The 19,943-nt window shown below is 72.8% G+C and carries 22 protein-coding genes and 1 pseudogene; 18 read left to right on the top strand and 5 right to left on the bottom strand.

The window, feature by feature from the left end; all coding sequences use genetic code 11:
• Genes cydD through B277_RS01985 form a run of 4 tightly spaced genes read left to right on the top strand, consistent with a single transcriptional unit; the run spans window position 1 to window position 4,520 of the window.
• A complete protein-coding gene (cydD, locus tag B277_RS02000) occupies window positions 1-1,611 on the top strand; it encodes a thiol reductant ABC exporter subunit CydD (protein ID WP_007924576.1) in 1,611 nt (536 codons plus the stop codon).
• A complete protein-coding gene (cydC, locus tag B277_RS01995) occupies window positions 1,608-3,278 on the top strand; it encodes a thiol reductant ABC exporter subunit CydC (RefSeq protein ID WP_007924575.1) in 1,671 nt (556 codons plus the stop codon). Before cydD ends, cydC begins: the two co-directional genes overlap by 4 nt.
• Window positions 3,253-3,675 (top strand): BlaI/MecI/CopY family transcriptional regulator, encoded by a 423-nt coding sequence (locus B277_RS01990; protein ID WP_007924574.1) that lies wholly within the window; start codon window positions 3,253-3,255, stop codon window positions 3,673-3,675. The genes cydC and B277_RS01990 overlap by 26 nt, the downstream gene beginning before the upstream one ends.
• Window positions 3,672-4,520 (top strand): M56 family metallopeptidase, encoded by an 849-nt coding sequence (locus tag B277_RS01985; protein ID WP_007924573.1) that lies wholly within the window; start codon window positions 3,672-3,674, stop codon window positions 4,518-4,520. Before B277_RS01990 ends, B277_RS01985 begins: the two co-directional genes overlap by 4 nt.
• A 7-nt stretch (window positions 4,521-4,527) precedes the next feature.
• Here the strand turns inward: B277_RS01985 and B277_RS01980 are convergent, their stop codons facing one another.
• Entirely contained in the window at window positions 4,528-5,070 is a 543-nt protein-coding gene (locus B277_RS01980; RefSeq protein ID WP_040880559.1) for a hypothetical protein, read from the bottom strand.
• Between the two features lie 214 nt (window positions 5,071-5,284).
• Here B277_RS01980 and B277_RS01975 point away from each other — a divergent pair, with 214 nt between their 5' ends.
• Together B277_RS01975 and B277_RS01970 are read left to right on the top strand one after the other, a co-directional pair.
• Window positions 5,285-6,010 (top strand): AIM24 family protein, encoded by a 726-nt coding sequence (locus B277_RS01975; protein ID WP_007924571.1) that lies wholly within the window; start codon window positions 5,285-5,287, stop codon window positions 6,008-6,010.
• Complete coding sequence (locus B277_RS01970) at window positions 6,003-6,395, top strand: hypothetical protein (RefSeq protein WP_007924570.1); 393 nt, start codon at window positions 6,003-6,005, stop codon at window positions 6,393-6,395. The genes B277_RS01975 and B277_RS01970 overlap by 8 nt, the downstream gene beginning before the upstream one ends.
• Window positions 6,396-6,428: 33 nt before the next feature.
• On the opposite strand, the gene B277_RS01965 is transcribed toward B277_RS01970, so the two are convergent.
• Entirely contained in the window at window positions 6,429-7,235 is an 807-nt protein-coding gene (locus B277_RS01965) for a L,D-transpeptidase family protein (protein ID WP_083853590.1), read from the bottom strand.
• A 165-nt stretch (window positions 7,236-7,400) separates the two neighbouring features.
• On the opposite strand from B277_RS01965, the gene bsaP reads away from it, so the two are divergent.
• Window positions 7,401-7,673 (top strand): biotin synthase auxiliary protein BsaP, encoded by a 273-nt coding sequence (gene bsaP, locus B277_RS17245; protein WP_007924566.1) that lies wholly within the window; start codon window positions 7,401-7,403, stop codon window positions 7,671-7,673.
• Here the strand turns inward: bsaP and B277_RS15650 are convergent.
• Window positions 7,565-8,152 carry a MarR family winged helix-turn-helix transcriptional regulator gene (locus B277_RS15650; RefSeq protein WP_007924564.1) on the bottom strand — a complete coding sequence of 196 codons (588 nt, stop codon included), beginning with the start codon at window positions 8,150-8,152 and terminating at the stop codon, window positions 7,565-7,567. The genes bsaP and B277_RS15650 overlap by 109 nt on opposite strands.
• Window positions 8,153-8,250: 98 nt before the next feature.
• Here B277_RS15650 and B277_RS01955 point away from each other — a divergent pair, with 98 nt between their 5' ends.
• The 11 genes and pseudogenes from B277_RS01955 to purB all read left to right on the top strand — a co-directional run bounded on the left by B277_RS01955 (window position 8,251) and on the right by purB (window position 16,559).
• Window positions 8,251-8,790 (top strand): NADPH-dependent FMN reductase, encoded by a 540-nt coding sequence (locus B277_RS01955; protein WP_007924563.1) that lies wholly within the window; start codon window positions 8,251-8,253, stop codon window positions 8,788-8,790.
• Window positions 8,791-8,920: 130 nt separating this feature from the next.
• The gene (locus B277_RS18645; protein WP_007924562.1) at window positions 8,921-9,682 is read left to right on the top strand and encodes a TetR/AcrR family transcriptional regulator; all 762 of its coding nucleotides are present in this window, start codon (window positions 8,921-8,923) and stop codon (window positions 9,680-9,682) included.
• Window positions 9,683-9,832: 150 nt separating this feature from the next.
• On the top strand, window positions 9,833-11,143 hold the full coding sequence (locus B277_RS18640; protein WP_007924560.1) for an MMPL family transporter: 1,311 nt from the start codon (window positions 9,833-9,835) through the stop codon (window positions 11,141-11,143).
• Window positions 11,025-11,864 (top strand): MMPL family transporter, encoded by an 840-nt coding sequence (locus tag B277_RS18635; RefSeq protein ID WP_238539353.1) that lies wholly within the window; start codon window positions 11,025-11,027, stop codon window positions 11,862-11,864. Before B277_RS18640 ends, B277_RS18635 begins: the two co-directional genes overlap by 119 nt.
• A 134-nt stretch (window positions 11,865-11,998) precedes the next feature.
• Window positions 11,999-12,358: a hypothetical protein gene (locus B277_RS15645; RefSeq protein WP_007924557.1), complete on the top strand. Its 360-nt coding sequence runs from the start codon at window positions 11,999-12,001 to the stop codon at window positions 12,356-12,358.
• Window positions 12,359-12,455: 97 nt separating this feature from the next.
• Window positions 12,456-12,710 (top strand): annotated as a pseudogene (locus tag B277_RS20160) (2-dehydropantoate 2-reductase N-terminal domain-containing protein); the annotation flags it as partial.
• A 25-nt stretch (window positions 12,711-12,735) separates the two neighbouring features.
• Window positions 12,736-13,470 carry a ketopantoate reductase C-terminal domain-containing protein gene (locus tag B277_RS18255; protein ID WP_420795260.1) on the top strand — a complete coding sequence of 245 codons (735 nt, stop codon included), beginning with the start codon at window positions 12,736-12,738 and terminating at the stop codon, window positions 13,468-13,470.
• A 63-nt stretch (window positions 13,471-13,533) separates the two neighbouring features.
• Complete coding sequence (locus B277_RS01930; RefSeq protein WP_007924553.1) at window positions 13,534-13,941, top strand: hypothetical protein; 408 nt, start codon at window positions 13,534-13,536, stop codon at window positions 13,939-13,941.
• Window positions 13,938-14,438: a low molecular weight protein-tyrosine-phosphatase gene (locus B277_RS01925; protein WP_007924551.1), complete on the top strand. Its 501-nt coding sequence runs from the start codon at window positions 13,938-13,940 to the stop codon at window positions 14,436-14,438. Before B277_RS01930 ends, B277_RS01925 begins: the two co-directional genes overlap by 4 nt.
• Window positions 14,439-14,442: 4 nt before the next feature.
• A complete protein-coding gene (locus B277_RS01920; RefSeq protein ID WP_007924549.1) occupies window positions 14,443-15,078 on the top strand; it encodes a hypothetical protein in 636 nt (211 codons plus the stop codon).
• Between the two features lie 71 nt (window positions 15,079-15,149).
• On the top strand, window positions 15,150-16,559 hold the full coding sequence (gene purB / locus B277_RS01915) for an adenylosuccinate lyase (RefSeq protein WP_007924548.1): 1,410 nt from the start codon (window positions 15,150-15,152) through the stop codon (window positions 16,557-16,559).
• Between the two features lie 19 nt (window positions 16,560-16,578).
• Here purB and B277_RS01910 read toward each other — a convergent pair whose 3' ends face one another.
• A complete protein-coding gene (locus tag B277_RS01910; RefSeq protein WP_128277215.1) occupies window positions 16,579-17,658 on the bottom strand; it encodes an SGNH/GDSL hydrolase family protein in 1,080 nt (359 codons plus the stop codon).
• 162 nt (window positions 17,659-17,820) lie between these two features.
• Window positions 17,821-19,926, bottom strand: coding sequence for an MMPL family transporter (locus tag B277_RS01905; RefSeq protein ID WP_040880552.1), 2,106 nt, complete (start codon window positions 19,924-19,926; stop codon window positions 17,821-17,823).
• Window positions 19,927-19,943: the final 17 nt, after the last annotated feature.

Below are 19,943 nucleotides of genomic sequence, written 5' to 3'. Positions count from 1 at the left end.
GTGCGCCCCTTCGACCCGCGCATCCTGCGGGTGGCGCCGGCCACCCGCAGGCCGGTCGCGACGCTCGCGGTCGTCGGCGTCGCGCAGGGCGTCGCGACGATCGCGACGGCCTTCGCCCTCGCCGCGCTCGTCGTGGCGGTCGTGCGCGGGTCCGACCTCGTGGGGCCGGCGCTGTGGACCGGCGCGCTCTTCGCCGCCCGGGCCCTGCTCGGCGCGGTCTCCGAGACGGTGGCGGCACGGGCCGGCGCGCTCGTCGCGACGCAGCTGCGCGAGCAGCTGATCGGGGTCTGGTCACGGCGACCGGCGGACGGGCGCCGCCACGGCGGGGAGGGGGACGCCCCCTTCGCCGCGACGGCACTGACGCTGGCCACCCAGGGCACGAGCGCCGTCGAGCCCTATGTCGCGCGGTACCTGCCCGCCCTGGTCTCGGCGGCCGTCGTGCCGCCGCTCGCCATCGCCTGCCTGCTCGTCGTCGACTGGCCGAGCGCGGTCATCGTCGTGCTGACGGTGCCGCTGCTGCCCCTGTTTGCCGCCCTCATCGGCGCGACGACGCAGGAGGACACCGAGCGCCGCTGGGGTGCGCTCCGTGACCTGTCGGGGCACTTCCTCGACGTGGTGCGCGGGCTGCCCACCCTCGTCGCCTACGGCCGGGCCGAGCGACAGGTCACGACGATCGGCGAGGTGAGCCAGCGTCACCGCCGGGCGACGATGCGCACGCTGCGGCTGGCCTTCATGTCCGCCGCGGCCCTCGAGCTGCTCGCGACGATCTCGGTCGCGATCGTCGCCGTCGCGGTCGGCCTGCGCCTCACGCACGGGTCGATCGACCTGCTCGTCGGGCTCACCGCGATCCTGCTCGCGCCGGAGGCCTACTGGCCGATCCGCCGGGTGGGCACGGAGTACCACTCCGCCGCCGACGGCGCGGCCGCCCTCGACGACATCCTCGCCGAGCTCGACGAGCCGCATCTCCCCAGGGACATGCGGACTGGCGGCGGCGGGGCCGGCCAAGTCGTCACCCTCGCCGGCGTCACCTACACCCACCCCGGGGCGAAGGGAGCGACGCTCACCGACGTCGACCTCACCGCCGGTCCGGGCCTGACCGTGGTCACCGGGGCCTCGGGCTGCGGCAAGACGACCCTGCTCGAGCTCGTCGCCGGCATCCGCCGACCCGACCGGGGCGAGGTCCGCGCCGGTGACGTGCACCTGGTGACCCAGCGACCCTTCCTCGGCGCGGGCACCCTGCGCGCCAACCTGACGATCGGGGGGCCGCAGGAGTCGGTGGACGTGTGGCGGGCGCTGCACGAGGTCGGTCTCGACGAGCTCGTCGCCGCGCTGCCCGAGGGCCTCGAGACGCGCATCGGCGACGACGGCTTCGGCCTGTCGGCGGGTCAGCGGGCCCGCCTCGTCCTCGCCCGCGCCCTCCTCTCCAACGCTCCGGTCGTGCTCCTCGACGAGGTCACCGCGCACGTCGACCCGGGCTCCGTCGACGCCATCGGCGCGGTGATCGAGCAGCTCGCCGCCACACGCACCGTCATCGCCGTCACCCACCAGCCCGACCTCGTGGCCCGGGCCGACGAGCACCTCGCGCTGACGCAGCCGGAGGTCGTCCGATGAGGCCGCTGCACCTGAGCCGCGGGCTCGTCGTCGCCGGGCTGCTCGGCGGGGTGGCCACCGCGGCCGGCATCGCCCTCACGACGACGTCGGGCTGGCTCATCGTCCGCGCCGACCAGCGGCCGCAGATCATGCTGCTGCTCACCGCGATCGTCGCCGTGCGCACCTTCGGCCTGGCCCGACCGGTCTTTCGTTACTGGGAGCGCCTGCGCAGCCACGACACCGCCCTGGCCGACCTCGCCGACGCCCGCACGGACACCTACCGCCGACTCATCCCGCTCACCCCCGCGCGGCTGGGGCGGCGCGGCCGCACCGACGTGCTCACCGGCGTCGTCGACGACCTCACCGACGTCGTCGAGGCCTCGGTCCGCGTCACCGTGCCGGCCCTGTCCGCCCTCACCGCCGGCGTGCTCACCGCGGCACTCACCGCCCTCGTCGACCCGCAGGTCGGCCTCGTCATCGCCGGCATGCTCCTGGCGGTCGCGGGCGTGGCCGTCGTCGCCGACCGGCTCGAGTCGCGCGCCCAGGGTGCCGTGCTCGACGCCCGGGGCGAGGTCGCCCGGGTCGCGCAGCTCGTCACCGCCCAGGCCGACGAGCTGCGCGCCGTCGGCGGCACCGGCACCGCAGCCGGCTGGCTGCGCTCCGCGCACGAGCAGCTGCGGGCCGCCACGCGTCGGCAGGCCCGCGGCCGGTCCCTCTCTGCCGCAGCGGTGCTCGTCATCACCGGGGTCGCGACACTCACCGCTGCCGCGCTGTCCGCGACGTCGGATGCGAGCGCGCCCGTGCGTGCCCTGCTCGTCCTCGCCCCGGTCGCCACCGGCGAAGCGCTCGGAGTGCTCACGGAGGCGACCCGGGCGCTGGCTCGTGCCCGCGCCAGCGCCGACCGCCTCGACGACCTGCTCGAGCAGCAGCCGGTGGTGACCCTTCGAGACGGTCGAGGGGCGACCGCCCACGCGGCACGTGGGACACACTCCGGGACCGGGGGGCGCGGCGCCCCGCGGCTCGAGCTGCGCGGCCTGACGGCCGGCTGGCTACCCGGCCGCACCGACGTGGGTCCGGTCGACCTGACGGTCGAGCCGGGCGAGCACCTCGCCCTCACCGGCCCCAACGGCGCCGGCAAGTCCACCCTCCTGGCCGTGCTCGCCCGCCACCTCGACCCGAGCTCGGGGACGTACACCGTCGACGGCACCGACGTGACGGCCCTGCCGCTCGACGAGGTGCGCGACCTCGTCGCGGTCGTCGACGACGAGCCGCACGTCTTCGCCGGCACCCTGCGTGCCAACCTGACCCTCGCGGCATCCGAGGCCGACGACGCGGCGCTCGTCGACTCCCTTCGTCGAGCGGGGCTCGGAGGCTGGCACGCCGCGCTCCCCGACGGCCTCGACACCCGGCTCGGCACCGGCGGACGCGGCATCTCCGGCGGCGAGCGCGCTCGCCTGTCCATCGCCCGCGCCATCACCAGCGGGCGGCCGGTCATCCTGCTCGACGAACCCGTCGCCCACCTCGACCACGCGACGGCCGAAGCCGTCATCGCCGACCTGCTGCAGCACGCCGGTGACCGGTCGGTGATCATGGTGACCCACCACGGCACCGGCCTCGACCGGATGCACCGGACCGTGACCATCACCGAGGGAGGAGCCCACCATGGCCAAGCACGCATCGCTCGGTGATCTCGAGCAGGCGGTCATGGACGTCCTGTGGTCCACCGACAGCGGCCTCACCGTCCGCGAGGTGCTGGCCGGGCTCACCGGTCGCGACCTCGCCTACACCACCGTCATGACGGTCCTCTCCCGTCTCGAGGCGAAGGGAGTGACCACCCGCGAGCGCGACGGCCGAGCCTGGCGATACCGCCCGGCGGCGAGTCGCGAGTCGCTCACCGCGGAGGCGATGCGCAGCCCGCTGCACGACCTGAGCAGCCAGGAGCGGCAGGCGGCGATCCTGCACTTCCTGTCGGAGGCGAGTGCCGACGACCTCGCCGCGGTCCGCGAGGCCATGGCCGAGGTCGAGGCCCAGGGCGACCGGCCCCGCCGTCGTCGAGGACGGGGTCAGGCAGACTCTCGAGGGTGATCGCCGCCCTGCTGCTGCTCTGCGCAGCGGCACTCCTCACCGCGCCGCGCCTGCTCGTGCGCATCGAGAGGCTGCGCCGCAGCCCGCGGGCGGCGCTCTTCGTCTGGCAGTCGCTCTCCCTCTCGGCCGTCCTGTGCCTGCTCACCGCGGCACCCCTGGCCCTTGTGCACCCGCGGCCGCAGTCGACCCCCGTCGAGGTTGCCGTGCTCGTCGTGGCCGGCATCGCCTCGATCGGCGTGCTCGTGCGGCTGCTGCTCAACGGGCACGACGTCGGCACCCGCATCCGGACGGCTCGGGCCGAGCACCGCCAGCTCGTCGACCTCGTCGGTCGCCACGAGGGCGACCACACCCGGGTCCTCCCCTCGGAGCGGCTCTCCGCCTACTGCGTCCCCGGCGCCGGGTCCCGACTCGTCATCACCGAGGCGGCCCTGATCGCCCTGCCCGACGACGAGCTCGCCGCGGTCGTGGCCCACGAGGAGGCCCACCTGCGCGAGCGGCACGACCTCGTGCTCGAGTTCTTCACCGTCCTGCACACCGCGACCCCGAGGCTGCTGCGGACCGACGCCGCACTGCGCGAGGTCGCCCTGCTCGTCGAGGCGCTCGCCGACCGGGCCGCTCGCGAGGAGGTCGGCGAGGTCGCCCTCGGGCGGGCCCTGGTCTCCCTCGCCGAGGCGGCGCAGGCCGAGCTGACACCCGGCGTCTCGGCCGGCGCGGGGGCGGCTGCCGCACGCCTCCGGTTGCTCGTCGCCGACGACCCGGCCCCGTGGCAGACGCTCGTGCTCTACGGCATCTGCGTGGCGGCCTTCGTCACCCCACCGGTGCTCGCGGTCATGGTCGCGATCTGAGGCGGGCTCACTCCTCGTCGCGTCGGACCGGCCGCCAACGGGTGGGGCCGCCGTTGTCCTGCTGGGGCGGGCCCCACGTGCCGCCGATGCTCGGCGGGTCCTGCGGCCCGGGCTCGTACTCGCCGTAGGACTGCTCGAAACCTTGGGCAGGGGCGCCGGGCGGAGGCTGCGGACTCACTTCGACCCGCTGCTGGGTGAGGAAGTCGCCGTGGCGCCCGGCCCGCTCGGGAGGCGGCTGCGGGATGCCGTCGGACCCGCCCGGCCGGTCCGACTGGTCGGGCATGCCGGCCGGCGGACGGCCGGTGGTCGCCAGCCCGAAGTCGCGGATCGCGCCGCGCTCCTCGTAGGCGCGCAGGACGGCGACGAGGTGCTGCTGGGTCGCGGTGTCGACCGGGCGGCCGGTCGACGCGAGATAGGTGAGCAGCCCGAGATCGCGGTAATGCTGGTCGATCTCGGACTGGCCGCGGCTCGCGGTGGCCGCGTCGAGGGCCTGGTCGGCCCGGCCCGCGAGGCTGTCGTAGCCGGCCCGCGCCCTGTCGAAGAAGCCCACGGTCATCCCTTCGCTCGGGGCGGGCCCGATCGGCCCGACGGACTCCTCACCCTAGGGGCGCCGGGCCCGGCGCGTCATGCTGCAGCCCCGTGGCCGGAGGGCGATCTGACGGGGAGACCTCCCCGTCGGCGGCACTGTCGGGTCGGGCACCGATCGCTCTAGAGTGACGGTCACGTGACGCCCGCAGGGGGCGGCCGAGCTGAAAGGTCCACGCATGCCCATTCACGGTTCCCTCTTCCAGGACTTCAAGGAGGAGCAGAGCTCCGACCAGTTCTCGCTGCAGAACAAGAAGCTGCTCAAGATCCAGATGGGCCACGGCCCGGTCATGGCGCGCACCGGGTCGATGGTCGCCTACCAGGGCGATGTCCGCTTCGAGAACAAGGGCTCCGGCGGCGTCGGCAAGTTCCTCAAGCAGGCCGCGACCGGCGAGGGCGTCAAGATGCTGACCTGCACCGGTCAGGGCGAGCTCTTCGTCGCCAACGAGGCGCAGGAGATCCAGGTCATGTACCTCGAAAACGACATGATCTCCGTGAACGGCAACAACGTGCTCGCCTTCAGCGCCTCGATCGACTGGGACATCCAGCGCATCCAGGCCCGCGGCGCCGCGATGACCGGCGGCCTCTACAACGTCACCCTCCGCGGCAGCGGCTACGTCGCCATCACGACGAAGGGGGAGCCCGTCGCCCTCGACGTCGCGAGCGCCCCGACCTTCGGTGACGCGCAGGCCGTCGTCATGTGGACCGGCGGCGTCCGGATGGACATCAAGGTCGACACCGGCGGGATGAAGTCGATGCTGCGCGGTGGCACCGGCGAGACCTTCCAGATGGCCTTCGGAGGTCAGGGCTACGTCCTCGTCCAGCCGGCCGAGTCGGTGACCGACGGCGGCCACCAGAGCTCCGGTGGCAGCAGCGGCGGGCTGAGCGACCTGCTCGGTGGCTGACCCGCGACCGCGGTGGCCGGTGGCGCTCGTGGGTCTCGCCACGGGCGCCACCGCTGTCCTCGCACTGGCCGGAGCCGTCGGCATAGCCGAGTCCCACCTTGTCGGCGGGCGGACGCAGCAGTGGTGCGAGGAGCTCACCGACGACCCGACGGTGACCGTACGGGAGCGCTGTGCGCGCGAGCGGGTCAACACCAATGTCGTCGCGCCCGACCAGCACGTCGTGGAGTTCTACTACGCCGACTCCGGCGGTATCCGTTACGAGCCGCACCCGTGGCCGCTGGACGGTGAGGTCGAGGTGGACTTCGGCGACGGCGAGGTGACCCTGCGCAACGACGCCGGCATGTCGGCGACCTACCCGGACGAGGTCTACCGCGACGCGAGGTGAGGCTGGCTCCCTCCGGCCTCTGGGTGGGGCGACTCAGCGCACGACGACGGTCGAGCCGACCGGCATGAGGTCCTCGTCCCAGATCATGTCCATGGCCGCATTGCTCACGCGCGCGCAGCCGTGCGAGGCGGGGTAGGCGGGGATCGAGCCGGACCCGTGGACGGCGTAGCCGCCGTAGAAGTAGCGCGGGCTGTAGAGGGTGCCGAGCGGCGCGACCTCCGACCCGCGGAAGGTGCGACCGACGGTGAAGGTGCCCGTGGGGGTGACCGCGACCGCGGGCTGCCCGCGGGAGATGTAGGTCTCGCCCGATGCGGTGCTCGTGTTGATGACGTACTTCAGCTCGCCCCCGCGCACGACCATGAGCACCTGCCGCTCCAGGTCGATCTCGACGCGGTTGGTCGGACCGCTCGGCAGGGGGGGGAGGACCCCCTTCGCCAGGGCGTCCAGGGTCTTGCGGCCGGCGATGCCGTCACGGTCCAGCCCGGCCGACTTCTGCAGGGCCATGACCGCCTGCGAGGTCAGGTGACCGTAGGTCCCGTCGGGGGTGCCGAGCCAGTAGCCGGCGGCATTGAGGTCCTGCTGCAACCGCCGCACCCGGGCGCCCTCGTCACCGGGACGAAGGGGGCGGCTCGAGGTCGCCTGCGAGGTCGGCGAGCTCGTCGGGCCGGCCGAGGTGGACGAGCTGGACGACGTGGCGCTCGGCGACCGGGTCGGCGAGCTCGTGGTCGCCTCCGGCGACGAGGCCCCGGTGGGTGTGGCCTGCGGCGCCGTCTGCGACCCGCACCCGGCGAGTGCGATGCCGGCGACGAGGGCCGCGAGCGGCAGTCGTGCTCGTGCCATGTGTCCTGCTCCCCTGCTCCGACCGCGCGCCCCCCTGCGCGCGGTATCGACATCATGGACGCCCCGCCGGGGCTCCGGGTTGCCTCGCGCGCCGGGAGTGACCGAGACGTGACCTCCCGGGGTGCGCCGGAGGCCCGGGAGCAGCCATGCGCCACAATCGTCGACATGACTGACCTCCCCACCGCCGGCGACTCCGGCTGGAGCGACCCCGACACGCTCGGCGCCATCCCGCCGGTCGTCGCGGTCACCTACTGCGGTCACTGCGGCACGTCCGCCAGCAAGGGCAACCACGTGCTGTGCCGCCAGGAGCTGGCAGCCCACGCCCCGACCTACTGCACCACCTGCCGCCGCAAGCTCACGGTCGCCACCGAGGGCACGACGTGGACGGCCACGTGCAAGAAGCACGGCGAGACGAGCGGCACGACGGGCGAGGCCTGACGACTCAGCAGGTCCCGCCGCCGAGCAGGTCGGTGAGCGCTGACCGGAGAGCGGCCACCTGCGCCGGCCCGATCCGCTCGGCCCAGTCGCGCTCGACCTCCTCGAAGAGACGGCCGACGACGGCCTGGGCGCACTCCCCCCTTCGCCGTGAGGCTGACGATGCGCGCCCGCTGGTCCTGCGCGTCCGGCTCGACGGCGACGTACCCGTTGCGCTCGAGGTGGGCGATCTGCTGGCTGACCGCCTGCTTGGTCACCCCGCACCGGTCGACGATCTCGCGCGCCCGCCGGGGCCCTTCGGACAGGTGCCGCAGGACGTTGGCCGAGTGAGCCAGCGAGAGCCCCTCGATCTCGGAGTCACGCAGCCGCGTCTCGAAGTCGGCGACGAAGCTCGCCTGGGCGCGGGCGAGGAGGTTGACGAGCGGTGCCTGCCCCTCGCCGGGGCACGAGCCGGCCAGCGGGGAGGGCAGGTCGGGGGTCATGCGCCCATGGTAAGCCATTGGTCAAGGACTTGACTTTACTCGCCGGCCGCGATCACCATGGTCAAGCACTTGACCAAAACCCCCAGGAGTCCCCCCTGATGAACGTCCTCTTCCTCCTCGGCAGCCTGCGCGACGGCTCGACCAACCGCAGCCTCGCCGAGGCCGCCGCAGCCCACCTGCCCGAGGGCACGACCGCCACGTGGTTCAACCGCGGCGCCGACCTGCCGCACTACTCCGAGGACCTCGACATCGAGGGCTCGGTCCCGCAGGTCGCCACCGAGCTGCGCGAGGCCGTGGAAGCCGCTGACGCCCTCGTCGTCGTCACCCCCGAGTACAACGGCACCCTCTCGAGCGTCGTCAAGAACACCATCGACTGGGCCTCCCGCCCGCGCGAGGCCGCGAGCATCCACGGCACGCGCGCCATCGTCCTGGCCGCGTCCGGCGCCCCCTACGGTGCCGAGTGGGCCCGCAAGGACGCCGTCCGCTCGCTGCAGATCGCCGGCGCTGACGTCGTCGAGGAGACCTTCGGCGTCGGCTCCTCCTTCGAGGCCTTCGCCGACGGCAGACTCGTCGACAGCGACGCCGATGCCGCACTGCAGGCGCTCATCGCCCGCTTGGGTGCACCCGTCGCCGCCTGAGTCTCCTCACAGCACCCGGAGGGGGTCGACCGCCACGGTCGACCCCCTTCGTCGCGTCCGGCGGAGCAGAAGGGTTTTGCACAAAGGGTTCGAGAGTGCAAGAGTGCACTGTGTGACCGATAGTGCAACCATGCGAGCCGGCAGCCGCCGCTCCGCGATCATCGCCGCCGCTCAGCGGCTCGCCGTGGACTGCGGCTACTCAGGCTTCACCGTCGAGGACCTCGCCCGCGCCGTCGGGGTCTCGCGGCGCACCCTCTTCAACCACGTCTCCTCCAAGGAGGAGGCGGTCCTCGGCATGCTCCCCGAGCTCACCGACGAGCAGGCGCAGACCCTGCGCGACGGCGGCCCGACCGGCCACCTCGTCGACGACGTGCTCGCCGTCACCCTCGACTGCCTGCACGCCGACGACGGCACCCCCGCCGACTTCCAGCAGCTCCACGACGTCATCGAGCGCAACCCCGACCTCTTCGTCCGGGTCAAGGCCCACGTCGAGGACCTGAGCGAGCGACTCGTCACCCATCTCTCCGAGCGCGAGGGCGTCGACGACACCCGGGCCCGGATGGCTCTGGCCATCGTCGGCGGCGTCATCCAGCACTCCGTGGTCCAGTACATTGCCACCCCCACCCCTGGGCCCGCTCTCCGCCCGGGCCCGAGCCAACCTCACCATCGCCCGGGGGATCCTCGCCGACCAGGCGTAACCCCCTTCGTCCAGCACGATCGGCCTCGACGACGCGGCCGGCCCACCCCGACGCCTCGAAAGGCACCCTCATGGCCCACGCCCTCTACCGCCTCGGCCGGACCGCGTTCCGGCGCTGGCCGGTCTTCCTCATCGGCTGGCTCGTCGTCCTCATCGGCATCGGCGCCGTCGCCGGCACCCTCTCCAAGCCGCTGAGCGACAAATTCACGATCCCCGGTATCGAGTCGGAGCAGGCGCAGACCCTGCAGCAGGAGCTCTTCCCCGGCGCCAAGGACGCCTTCGACCAGGCCACCGGCACCGTCGTCGTCCAGGCACCGGCAGGCGAAAAGCTCTCCGACCCGGCCAATGCGGCAGCTGTCGAGGACCTGCTCACCGACCTGCGCGCCGCCCCCCCAGGTCGGCGCCCCGGAGCAGTTCGTCGACCCCGTCGCCGCGGCGAAGGGGGTCGAGCAGCAGTACCTCGACCAGGCCAAGGAGAGCGGCCAGCCCACCGAGGTGGCGCGGGCCAACGCCGCCGCGGTCTCCCCGCTCACCGAGGATGGCCGCACCGGCCTGATCCAGTGGACCTTCGACGTCGAGACCGTCACCGACGTCGAGCAGACCAGCCGTGACGCCGTCACCGAGGCCGTCGACGACGCCCGAGACGCGGGGCTGACCGTCGAGGCCACCGGCACCGGCATGCAGGGTATGCCCGAGATGGGCATGACGAGCGAGCTCATCGGCATCGCCGTCGCCCTCGTCGTCCTCGTCCTGACCTTCGGCTCCCTCGTCGCTGCCGGCCTGCCGATCCTCACTGCCCTCGTCGGGGTCGGCATCGGCATCACGGGCATCACCGCGTCGACCGCGGTCTTCGACCTCGGCACGACGACCCCGATCCTCGCCTCGATGCTCGGTCTGGCCGTCGGCATCGACTACGCCCTCTTCATCCTCTCCCGCTACCGCACCGAGCTGCGGCGCACCACGGACCGCGAGCACGCGATCGGCCTGGCCGTCGGCCGCGCCGGGTCCGCCGTCGTCTTCGCCGGCCTGACGGTGATCATCGCGCTCGTCGCGCTGGCCGTCGTCAACATCCCCTTCCTCACCGCGATGGGCCTGGCCGCCGCCGCCACGGTGCTCGCCGCCGTGCTCGTCGCCCTCACGCTGCTGCCCGCCGTGCTCGGGGCCCTCGGGCACCGCGCCTTCGCCGGCCAGATCCGCAAGGACAAGGCCGTCGACGAGGGGCAGCACGTCGACAACGGCGGCACGCGCTGGGCCCGGGCCATCGGCGCCCGCCCGGTCCTCGCCGCCCTCGTGGCCGTGCTCGCCCTCGGGGCCCTGGCCATCCCGGCCAAGGACCTGCACCTGGCCCTGCCGAGCGACTCGACCGCCCGCCCCCGGCACCTCGCAGCGCGATGCCGCCGACCTCATCGCCGACGGCTTCGGCCGCGGCCAGGAGGCCCGGATGGTCGTCGTCGTCGACGGCCGCGACATCGAGGACCCGCGTCAGGCGCCCGCCGCATACGGCGAGGTCGCCCAGTGGCTCGGCCAGCTCGACGGGGTGACCAATGCCCAGGTCGTCGCGATGAACGACGAGGGCACCGGCGCCCAGGTCATGGTCACGCCCGCCGCGGGCGCGAGCGACGAGGCGACCGAGGAGCTGCTCCACACGATCCGTGACGGCATCCCCGCGCAGGAGGAGGCCACCGGCACGACCCTCGGCGTCACCGGCCTCACCGCGATCCAGACCGACGTGTCGCAGAAGCTGCAGGACGCCCTCGTGCCGTACCTCGCGGTCGTCGTCGGCCTCGCCTTCGTCCTGCTCATGCTCGTCTTCCGCTCGATCCTCGTGCCGCTCACCGCGACGCTCGGCTTCGTGCTGTCGACCCTGGCGACGCTCGGCGCGACCGTGGCGATCTTCCAGGAGGGTGCCTTCGGCCTGGTCGACGGGGCACCGCTCGTCAGCTTCCTGCCGATCCTCATGATCGGCATCGTCTTCGGGCTGGCGATGGACTACCAGGTCTTCCTCGTCACCCGGATGCGTGAGGCCTACGTCCACGGCGACACGGCCCGCGAGGCCGTCGTCGACGGCTTCCGCCACGGCGCTCGCGTCGTCACCGCCGCGGCGCTCATCATGATCTCGGTCTTCGCCGCCTTCATGCTCCAGCCGGACAACCTCATCAAGTCGATGGGCTTCGCGCTCGCGGCCGCCGTCCTGCTCGACGCCTTCGTCGTGCGCATGGTGCTCATCCCCGCGCTGATGTACCTGCTCGGCGACAAGGCCTGGGCGATGCCGCGCTGGCTGGACAAGGTGCTGCCCAACGTCGACGTCGAGGGCGAGGCCCTCACCCGACGCACGTCGGCCGAGGAGCCCGCCGAGGACCTCGCCACCGTGGGGTGACCTCCCTTCGCCGCAGTGCAGGAGCGGCCGGCCCGATCTCGGGCCGGCCGCTTCGTCGTCCCCCGGGGAGCGCTCCCCCTCGCCCTCCCCCCGGCCGCGCGCCTACGCTCGCCAGGACGAAGGGGGCATGAGACATGGATGCACGCACCGGTCGACGTGGGCCGGCCCTGGGTCGGCGGACCTTCCTGGCCCTGCTGGGCGCGAGCGCCCTCTCCGCCTGCGGGGACGACTCGGCCGAGGCCGAGCGGACCCCACTGGCCGGCGCGACCGTCCTCCGCCAAAACCTGCCGACGGATGTCGACGGCGTGCGGCTCATCGCCTTCAACATCGACCCCGACCGGGCGGGCCTGCACCTGGGGTCCGACCGGCGGACGATCCGGCTCGACGAGACCCTCTCGGTCGGCGGCACCCGCTACACCGTGGCGGAGCTGGTGCCGACGCACCCGGCACGCGGCGAGCACGCCAACGGATGGGTCTCCCTGACCCGCGAGTGACCGCACCCCTGCGACTAGGATCGTCGCAGCGGCGCTGGACTCGGGGCCGACGGCTCGGCAAGGGGTGAGCACAGTGGAGCGCACACGCGTGGCGGTCATGGGGGCCGGCAGCGTCGGCACCTACATCGGCGGCTGGCTGGCTGCCGGAGCCGATGTCACGCTCGTCGGGCGGCCACACCTCGTCGACGCGATCGAGCGCGACGGCCTCACCGTCACCGACCTGCGCGGCCGCACCCGGGTCGTGCGACCTGACGCCCTGACCCTCGCCACGGAGGCGAGCGCCACCGTCGGCGCGGACATCGTGCTGCTGACGACGAAGACCCTCGACCTGCAGGCCGCCGTCGCCCAGATCGCCCCCCTACCTCGGTCACGACTCCATCGTCCTGTCCTTCCAAAACGGTCTGCGCAATGCGAGCGCGATCGACGAGGCACTCGCCGGCGCCTTCCCCAGCAGGGCCTCACGACCACTCGTGCTCTCCGGCATGGTGCCCTTCAACGTCGTGCGCTCCGGCGAGACCCACTGGACCCAGACGACGAGCGGGCACCTCGTCGCCAAGGACCACCCCCGGGTCGACCCCTTCGTCAAGGCGGCCCACGGGGCCGGCCTGCGCGTCGACGTCGAGCCCGACATGCGGGCGGTGCTCTACGCCAAGCTCCTGCTCAACCTCAACAACGCGATCAACGCGCTCACCGGCCTGCCGCTCGCCGTCGAGCTGCGCGACCGTGACTGCCGCGTCGTGCTCGCGGCCTGCCAGGACGAGGCACTCGCCCTCGCGCGGCGGCTCGGCATCACGCCCAGCCGGCTCACCCCGCTCCCCGCCTCCGCGATGCCACGCCTCCTGCGGACCCCGACGCCGGTCTTCGCCAACGTCGCCCGCGCCTCGCTCAAGGTCGCACCGACCGCCCGCTCGTCGATGGCCGACGACCTCGACGCCGGTCGCGCCACCGAGATCGACGAGCTGCAGGGCATCGTCGTCCAGCTGGGTGCCGACCACGGCTCGAGCACGCCCGTCTGCGTGCGGATCGTCGAGCTCGTGCGCGAGGCCGAAGCCGCCGGCCCCGACCGGCACCGGTGGACCGGGGCCCAGCTGCGCCGGGCTGTCGGCCTGTGAGCGCGCTCTCCGAGGTCGCACCTCCCCCGCGTCGTCCTCCTCACCGACGCCCGGGGCGTCAACGTGACCGACACCGCCGCCGCCTGCACCTCAGCGCTGCGCGACGAAGGGCGTGAGGTCCACCTGATGGCGCTGTCGCCCGGCCCCGACCCGCTCGCCCGGCGCGCCCTGCGGGCCGTCGAGGCGACCGACGGCCTGCTCCTGCTCACCGCCCCCGGCCTGCTGGCCCGTCTCGACCCACGGGGTGGCACCCTCGCCGACGCGGGGACCGCCCTTCGCTACAAGGGGATCTCCACCGGTGTCGTCCTCGCGGCCGACCCGACGACGCCGGGCACCCTGCACGCCGTCGCCCTGCACAGCGAGGTGCTGCGACACCGCGAGCTGCCGCTGCTCGGGACGTTGGCACTGTCAGCGGGACCACAGGGTCTCTCGTGGTTGCTCCCGGAGGAGTGGGAGACGATGACGGCATGAGCGACTACCGGATCACCGTGGTGTGCACCGGCAACATCTGCCGGTCGCCGATGGGCGAGTGGCTGCTGCGCGAGCGCTTCGAGGCTGCTGGGCTCGGCCACCGCGTCGTGGTCGACTCGGCCGGCACCACCGCGTGGGAGGAGGGCAACCCCGCCGACCCGCGCACCATCGCGGCCATGCACCGTCACGGGCACACCGGCGACTACTCGAACCACCGGGCCCGCACCTTCGACAAGCGGAGGTTCGACGACCGCGACCTCGTGCTCGCCGCCGACCACGGCCACTACACGGTGCTGCGACGTCTCGCCGGTACCCGCGAGGCCAAGGACCGCATCCGGATGATCCGCTCCTACGACCCGAGCGGGCCGAAGGGAGACGACCTCGCCATCGCCGACCCCTGGTACGGCGACGACAACGACTTCGACCGCACCTATGCCGAGATCGATGCCGCGCTCGACGGCATCATCTCGCACGTCCGCCACGAGCTCGGAGAGTGAACCCATGACCCGTGGCCCCGCCCCCCTCGCCCTCGTCCTCGGCACCGCGCTGCTCCTCGGCGCCTGCTCCGGGTCACCCGAGGAGAGCCCCTCGAGCTCGGCCGCGTCGAGCCGCACGTCGAGCCCGACGGATGCGACGAGCTCGAGCACCTCGTCCGAGGGCAGCGAGACGTCGTCGGAGGGCAGCGAGACCTCCGCCTCCGGCGCAGGCGGCGGGCTCGACTGCGGCGCGGTGACCCCCGACGAGCTCGAGGAGTGGGTCGGCTTCCCCGTCGAGGTCTCCGATCTCTCAGGCCAGTGCAACGTCCTCCCCGGCGACGAGGCCGACCTCGGCGAAGGCACCGGATTTTCCTTGAGCTGGGGGCTCGCGGAGGACGGCACCAGCGTCGAGGACGCTGCCGCCAGCGACGAGTTCGCCGGCACGGGCGCCAAGACCGAGAGCCGCACCCTCGACGACGGCACGAAGGCCACCCTCGTCACCCTCGACCCGGCCGGCGCCTCAGGCGGCAACGTCTACCTCTTCGCCGAGCTCGACGGGGGACTCACCCTGACGGTCCTCGCGGCCGATCTCAACGGCGACCGCACGGACAAGCAGCTGACCACCATCGCCGAGGACGTCGCGCAGGCGTACACCTCCTGACCGGCCGTACCGGCCGGGCCTGCAGTGGACGCCGGGACCGGGCCCCCCTTCGTCTCTGGGAGGATGGCGCCATGCAGAGCCTCGCTGACGCCACGCCCCAGATCGCCCTCGGCGCGCTCGACGGTCGCTACCGTCCGGCCGTCGCACCGCTCATCGACCACCTGAGCGAGCCCGCGCTCAACCGGATGCGCGTGCACGTCGAGGTCGAGTGGCTCATCCACCTGACGAGCCGGCAGGTCGTGCCCGGCGTGCGCCAGCTGACCACCGACGAGCAGGCCGCCCTGCGGCAGGTCGTCGAGGACTTCGGCCCCGAGGACATCGCCGAGCTCGCCGCGACCGAAAAGGTCACCCAGCACGACGTCAAGGCCGTCGAGTACTACCTCAAGGAGCGCCTGCGCCAGATCGCGCCGGCGCCCGAGGACGCCGGGCTGTGCGAGCTCATCCACTTCTGCTGCACGAGCGAGGACATCAACAACCTCTCCTACGCGCTCATGGTCCAGGGCGCCGTCGAGCAGGTCTGGCTGCCGCGAGCCGACGCCCTCGCCGAGGCCGTCGCGACGCTGGCTGACGAGCTGCGCGACGTGCCGCTGCTCGCCCACACGCACGGACAGCCGGCCACGCCGACCACGATGGGCAAGGAGCTCGCTGTCCTCGCGCACCGGCTCCTGCGGCAGGTGCGGCGCATCTCGTCCGACGAGTACCTCGGAAAGATCAACGGCGCCACCGGCACCTTCGGCGCCCACCTGGCCGCCGTGCCCGAGGCCGACTGGCTGGAGATCTCGCAGTCCTTCGTCGAGGGTCTCGGCCTGACGTGGAACCCGCTGACCACCCAGATCGAGTCGCACGACTGGCAGGCCGAGATCTACGCCGACATCGCGCGCTACAACCGGGTGCTGCACAACCTCTGCACCGACGTGTGGAGCTACATCTCCATGGGCTACTTCGCCCAGGTGCGTGGACAGGGCACCGTCGGCTCGAGCACGATGCCGCACAAGGTCAACCCGATCCGCTTCGAAAACGCCGAGGCCAACCTCGAGGTGAGCAATGCCCTCCTCGACGTGCTCGCGACGACGCTCGTCACCTCGCGCCTGCAGCGAGACCTGACCGACAGCTCGATGCAGCGCAACATCGGCACCGCGCTCGGCCACTCGCTCCTCGCGATCGACAACGCGGGCCGCGGCCTGGCCGGTCTCGACGCCGTGCCCGAGGCCATGGCGGCCGACCTCGACGCCAACTGGGAGGTGCTCGGCGAGCCGATCCAGTCGGTGATGCGGGCGCTGGGCGCCCGGGGCGTCGAGGGCATGGACGAGCCCTACGAGCGGCTCAAGGAGCTGACCCGCGGGCGCCGCATCGGTCAACCCGAGCTCGTCGACTTCGTCCGTGGGCTCGGCCTGCCGGCCGACGTCGAGGAGCGGGTCGCGGCGATGACGCCCGCCACCTACATCGGTATCGCGCCGCAGCTGGTCGACCTGCTCGACTGATCTGCCGGCGCCGGGTGGCTCAGCGCATGGCGGCGTAGAGCGCCAGCGCACTCGCGCCCCACCCGGCGGCGTTGGGGTGCACCCACTCGGAGAACTCGCGACCGGTGCCGAAGATCGGCACCAGCCAGGCATTGGACTGGCTGGCGAGGGGACGCGGGTCGATGCCGTGGGTGTAGCCACCCCAGTCCGGCTTGACGTCGACGAAGGTGAAGCCGCCCCGCCCGGTCGTGGATCGGTCCAGCTCGAGCATCGCGGCCCGCTGCGCCGTGTCGCCACGCCGCTGCAGCCGGTCGAGCTCCTGCCCGAAGTCGTAGGTCGAGCTCAGCTTGTGGCTCCGGGTGTTGATGAGGTGCGGGTAGCCCAGGAGGTAGACCTCTGCGCGACCACCGGAGCGGGCGTGCACCGCCTTGAGCACCGTCTTGGTGCGTGACTTGAGGGTGCCGATCTCGGCATTGGCAGCGTCGATGGCCTGCTTGCAGCCGGCCGCCGCCCGTAGCGCCATGCACTGCGTGGCGATCGTCGTGAACCCCAGGTCGTTGCCGCCGATCGTCACGAAGACCGCATCGGTCGAGGTCGTCACGGAGTCGATCTGCGGGCGTGCCACGAGCTGGCAGCGGACGGTGGCGGTGAAGAGGGAGCCCGCCGAGGCGCTCGAGCGGATCGAGTAGGTGTAGGAGAAGTCGCGCTGGCTCGGCGTGCCGCACAGCTTGTCCGCCTTGGCCTGGCGCAGCCACTGGGCGCGTGCGTCGACCGCACCCACCGGGACGCGGTAGGTCCGGGTCCGCAGCGTCGGGGACCCGAGCTCACGCGGGGAGAGGATGTCGTCGATGACGCCGCCGCTGCACGCGGCCGTCGTGTGCGTGGCACCCTGCCGCGTCGCCACCCGCTGGCCGTAGTTGTTGGGTGAGCGCCAGCAGGTCTTCTCCACGTAGGCGCCGGCCCCGTTGCCGGCAGAGTAGGAGTCACCGAGCGTCACGTAGTGGGGTCGGGTCTTCGCTGCAGCGGTGGACGCCGGGGCAGCAGACGCACCCCCTGAGGCACCTGCGACGAGGAGTGCCGCGGTCGCAGCGAGGGTGGACAGGACTCGAGGGCGACGCATGGCAGGCCTCCTGGCAGGGGGTCGATCGCCGGTGATCGACCTTGGTTACTCCAGAGTAACTTCAGGAGGTGGGGCGTGCACCAGATGCGTCTCACCCCGCGAGCAGCCCGCCCCCGTACCGGCGCTGCGGAGCACCTCGTGGGCCCGAGGGACCCACCTCGATCACTCTCGCGGCTCGTCGGCCGCGATCCGCCCTGCCCACGGCCACCAAACGCGGTCCCCCAGATCGGCCACGAGGGAGGGGACGAGGATCGAGCGCGTGACGATGGTGTCGAGCAGCACCCCGAAGGCGACGATGAAGGCGATCTGCGCGAGGAAGAGCAGCGGGATGACCCACAGCGCCGAGAAGGTCGCCGCGAGCACCACGCCCGCGCTCGTGATGACCCCGCCGGTCACCGCGACCGCCTGGGCGATGCCGCGGCGCGTGCCCACCTGCAGCGACTCCTCCCGCGCCCGCGTCATGAGGAAGATGGAGTAGTCGACCGCGAGCGCCACGAGGAAGACGAAGGCGAGGACAGGGGTCGACGGGTCTGCGCCGGGGTACCCGAGCAGGCCGAAGACCACCGCGGCGACCCCAAGCGTCGCCGCGAAGCCGAGCACGTTGACGACGACGAGCAACGCGGCCGCGGCGACCGATCGCAGCAGACCGACAAGGATGAGCGTGACGACGAGCAGGATCGCCGGGATGACGACGACGTAGTCGCGCTGGCTCGCGGCGTCGGTGTCGACGCTCGTGGCCGTCGCCCCGCCGACGAGGGCCTCGGGGCTCACGGCACGCACCTCGTCACGCAGCTCGAGCACGACCTCGCGCGCCTCGTCGGACTCGGAACCCACGGTGAGCGGCGCGCTCAGCAGGGCGTCGGAGCCGCCCCGCTCGGCCGACTCCTCGACGCGCTCGGCCACCTGCGGGTGGTCGGCGAGCACCGCCTTCGCCTCGGTCGTCGCGGACGCCGGGACGATCACCTGGACCGGCCGCTGGTCACCGCCGTCGAAGTGCCTGTCGATGACCTCCTGCCCACGCACCGACTCGACCTCGGTCGTGAAGAACTGCGCCTGCGTGATGCCCGAGGCGTCAAAAGTCGTCGCCGCGCCCGCCGCGACGAACATCGCGGCGGCGGTGACGACCCACGTGCGGCGCGGCCGTCGGGTGACACGGTCGGCGACGCCCTGCCAGAGGCGGTGCCGCGGCGCGTCGTCGCGGCGGGGCGGGGAGGGCCAGAAAGCGACGCGCCCCAGCAGCGCCAGCACCGCAGGCAGCAGGGTGAGCGCGGCCACCATGGCCCCGACGATGCCGAGGGCGCCGACCGGCCCGAGACCCGAGATGTTGCCCAGGTCCGACAACAGCAGGCAGAGCAGGCCGGCGATGACCGTCAGCCCGCTCGCCATGACCGGGCCGAGCGTCTGCCGCCAGGCCACGCGCAGCGCGGGCAGCGGGTCGGCCCGGTGCAGCTCTTCGCGATAGCGGGCGACGAGCAGCAGCCCGTAGTCGGTCGCGGCCCCGACGACGAGGATGAAGAGGATGCCCTGGCTCTGTCCCGACAGCTGGATCCACCCGGCCTCGGCCATCGGGTGGATGACCAGCGCGGCCAGGGCCAGACCGCACACGCTCGTGACGAGCACGGCGAAGGGGAGGACCGGACTGCGATAGACGAGCACGAGGATGACGAGGACGACGGCGAGCGCGACGAGCAGGAGGATCCCGTCGATGCCCGCGAAGGCCTCACCGAGGTCAGCGGTGAAGCCGGCCGGTCCGGTCACGGAGACCTCTCCGGTCACGTCGGGAGCAAGGTCACCGCGAAGTGCGTCGACGACGCGTGTCGAGATCGCCTCGCCGTCGACACGCTCCTCGACCTCGGCGGCGTCGAGCTCGATCGGGACGAGGACGGCCGCCCCGTCGTCAGCGGGGATCACCGGCACGGTGTCGGACGCGAGCAGGTCACCCAGCGTGCCGGGCACGCTGTCGACCTGCTGGTCGGGCAACCGCTCGGCCCAGCCCTGCAGCAGGCCGATCGTCGACCGGTCGATGCCGCCGTCGTCCTCGACGACGAGCAGGAGGGGCAAGGTCGCGTCGGCGCCGAAGTCACCGAGCCGCGCGCTCACCTGCGTCGACTCGGCGTCGGCGGGCAGGAAGGACGCCTGGTCGTTGTCCTGCACGCTGCTCAGCTGCCCCACGAGCGGGCCACCGACGCCGGCCACGACAAACCAGAGCACGATGACGACGCCCGCGATGAGGCGGGGCACGGCCGTGGGCCGTCTGCGGAGTGACATGCCCCAAACCTAGACGA

The organism is Janibacter hoylei PVAS-1 (assembly GCF_000297495.1).
Classification (GTDB): domain Bacteria; phylum Actinomycetota; class Actinomycetes; order Actinomycetales; family Dermatophilaceae; genus Janibacter; species Janibacter hoylei.
Note: the sequence above shows the minus strand (reverse complement) of the source record. Positions and strands in the feature narration are given on the sequence as shown.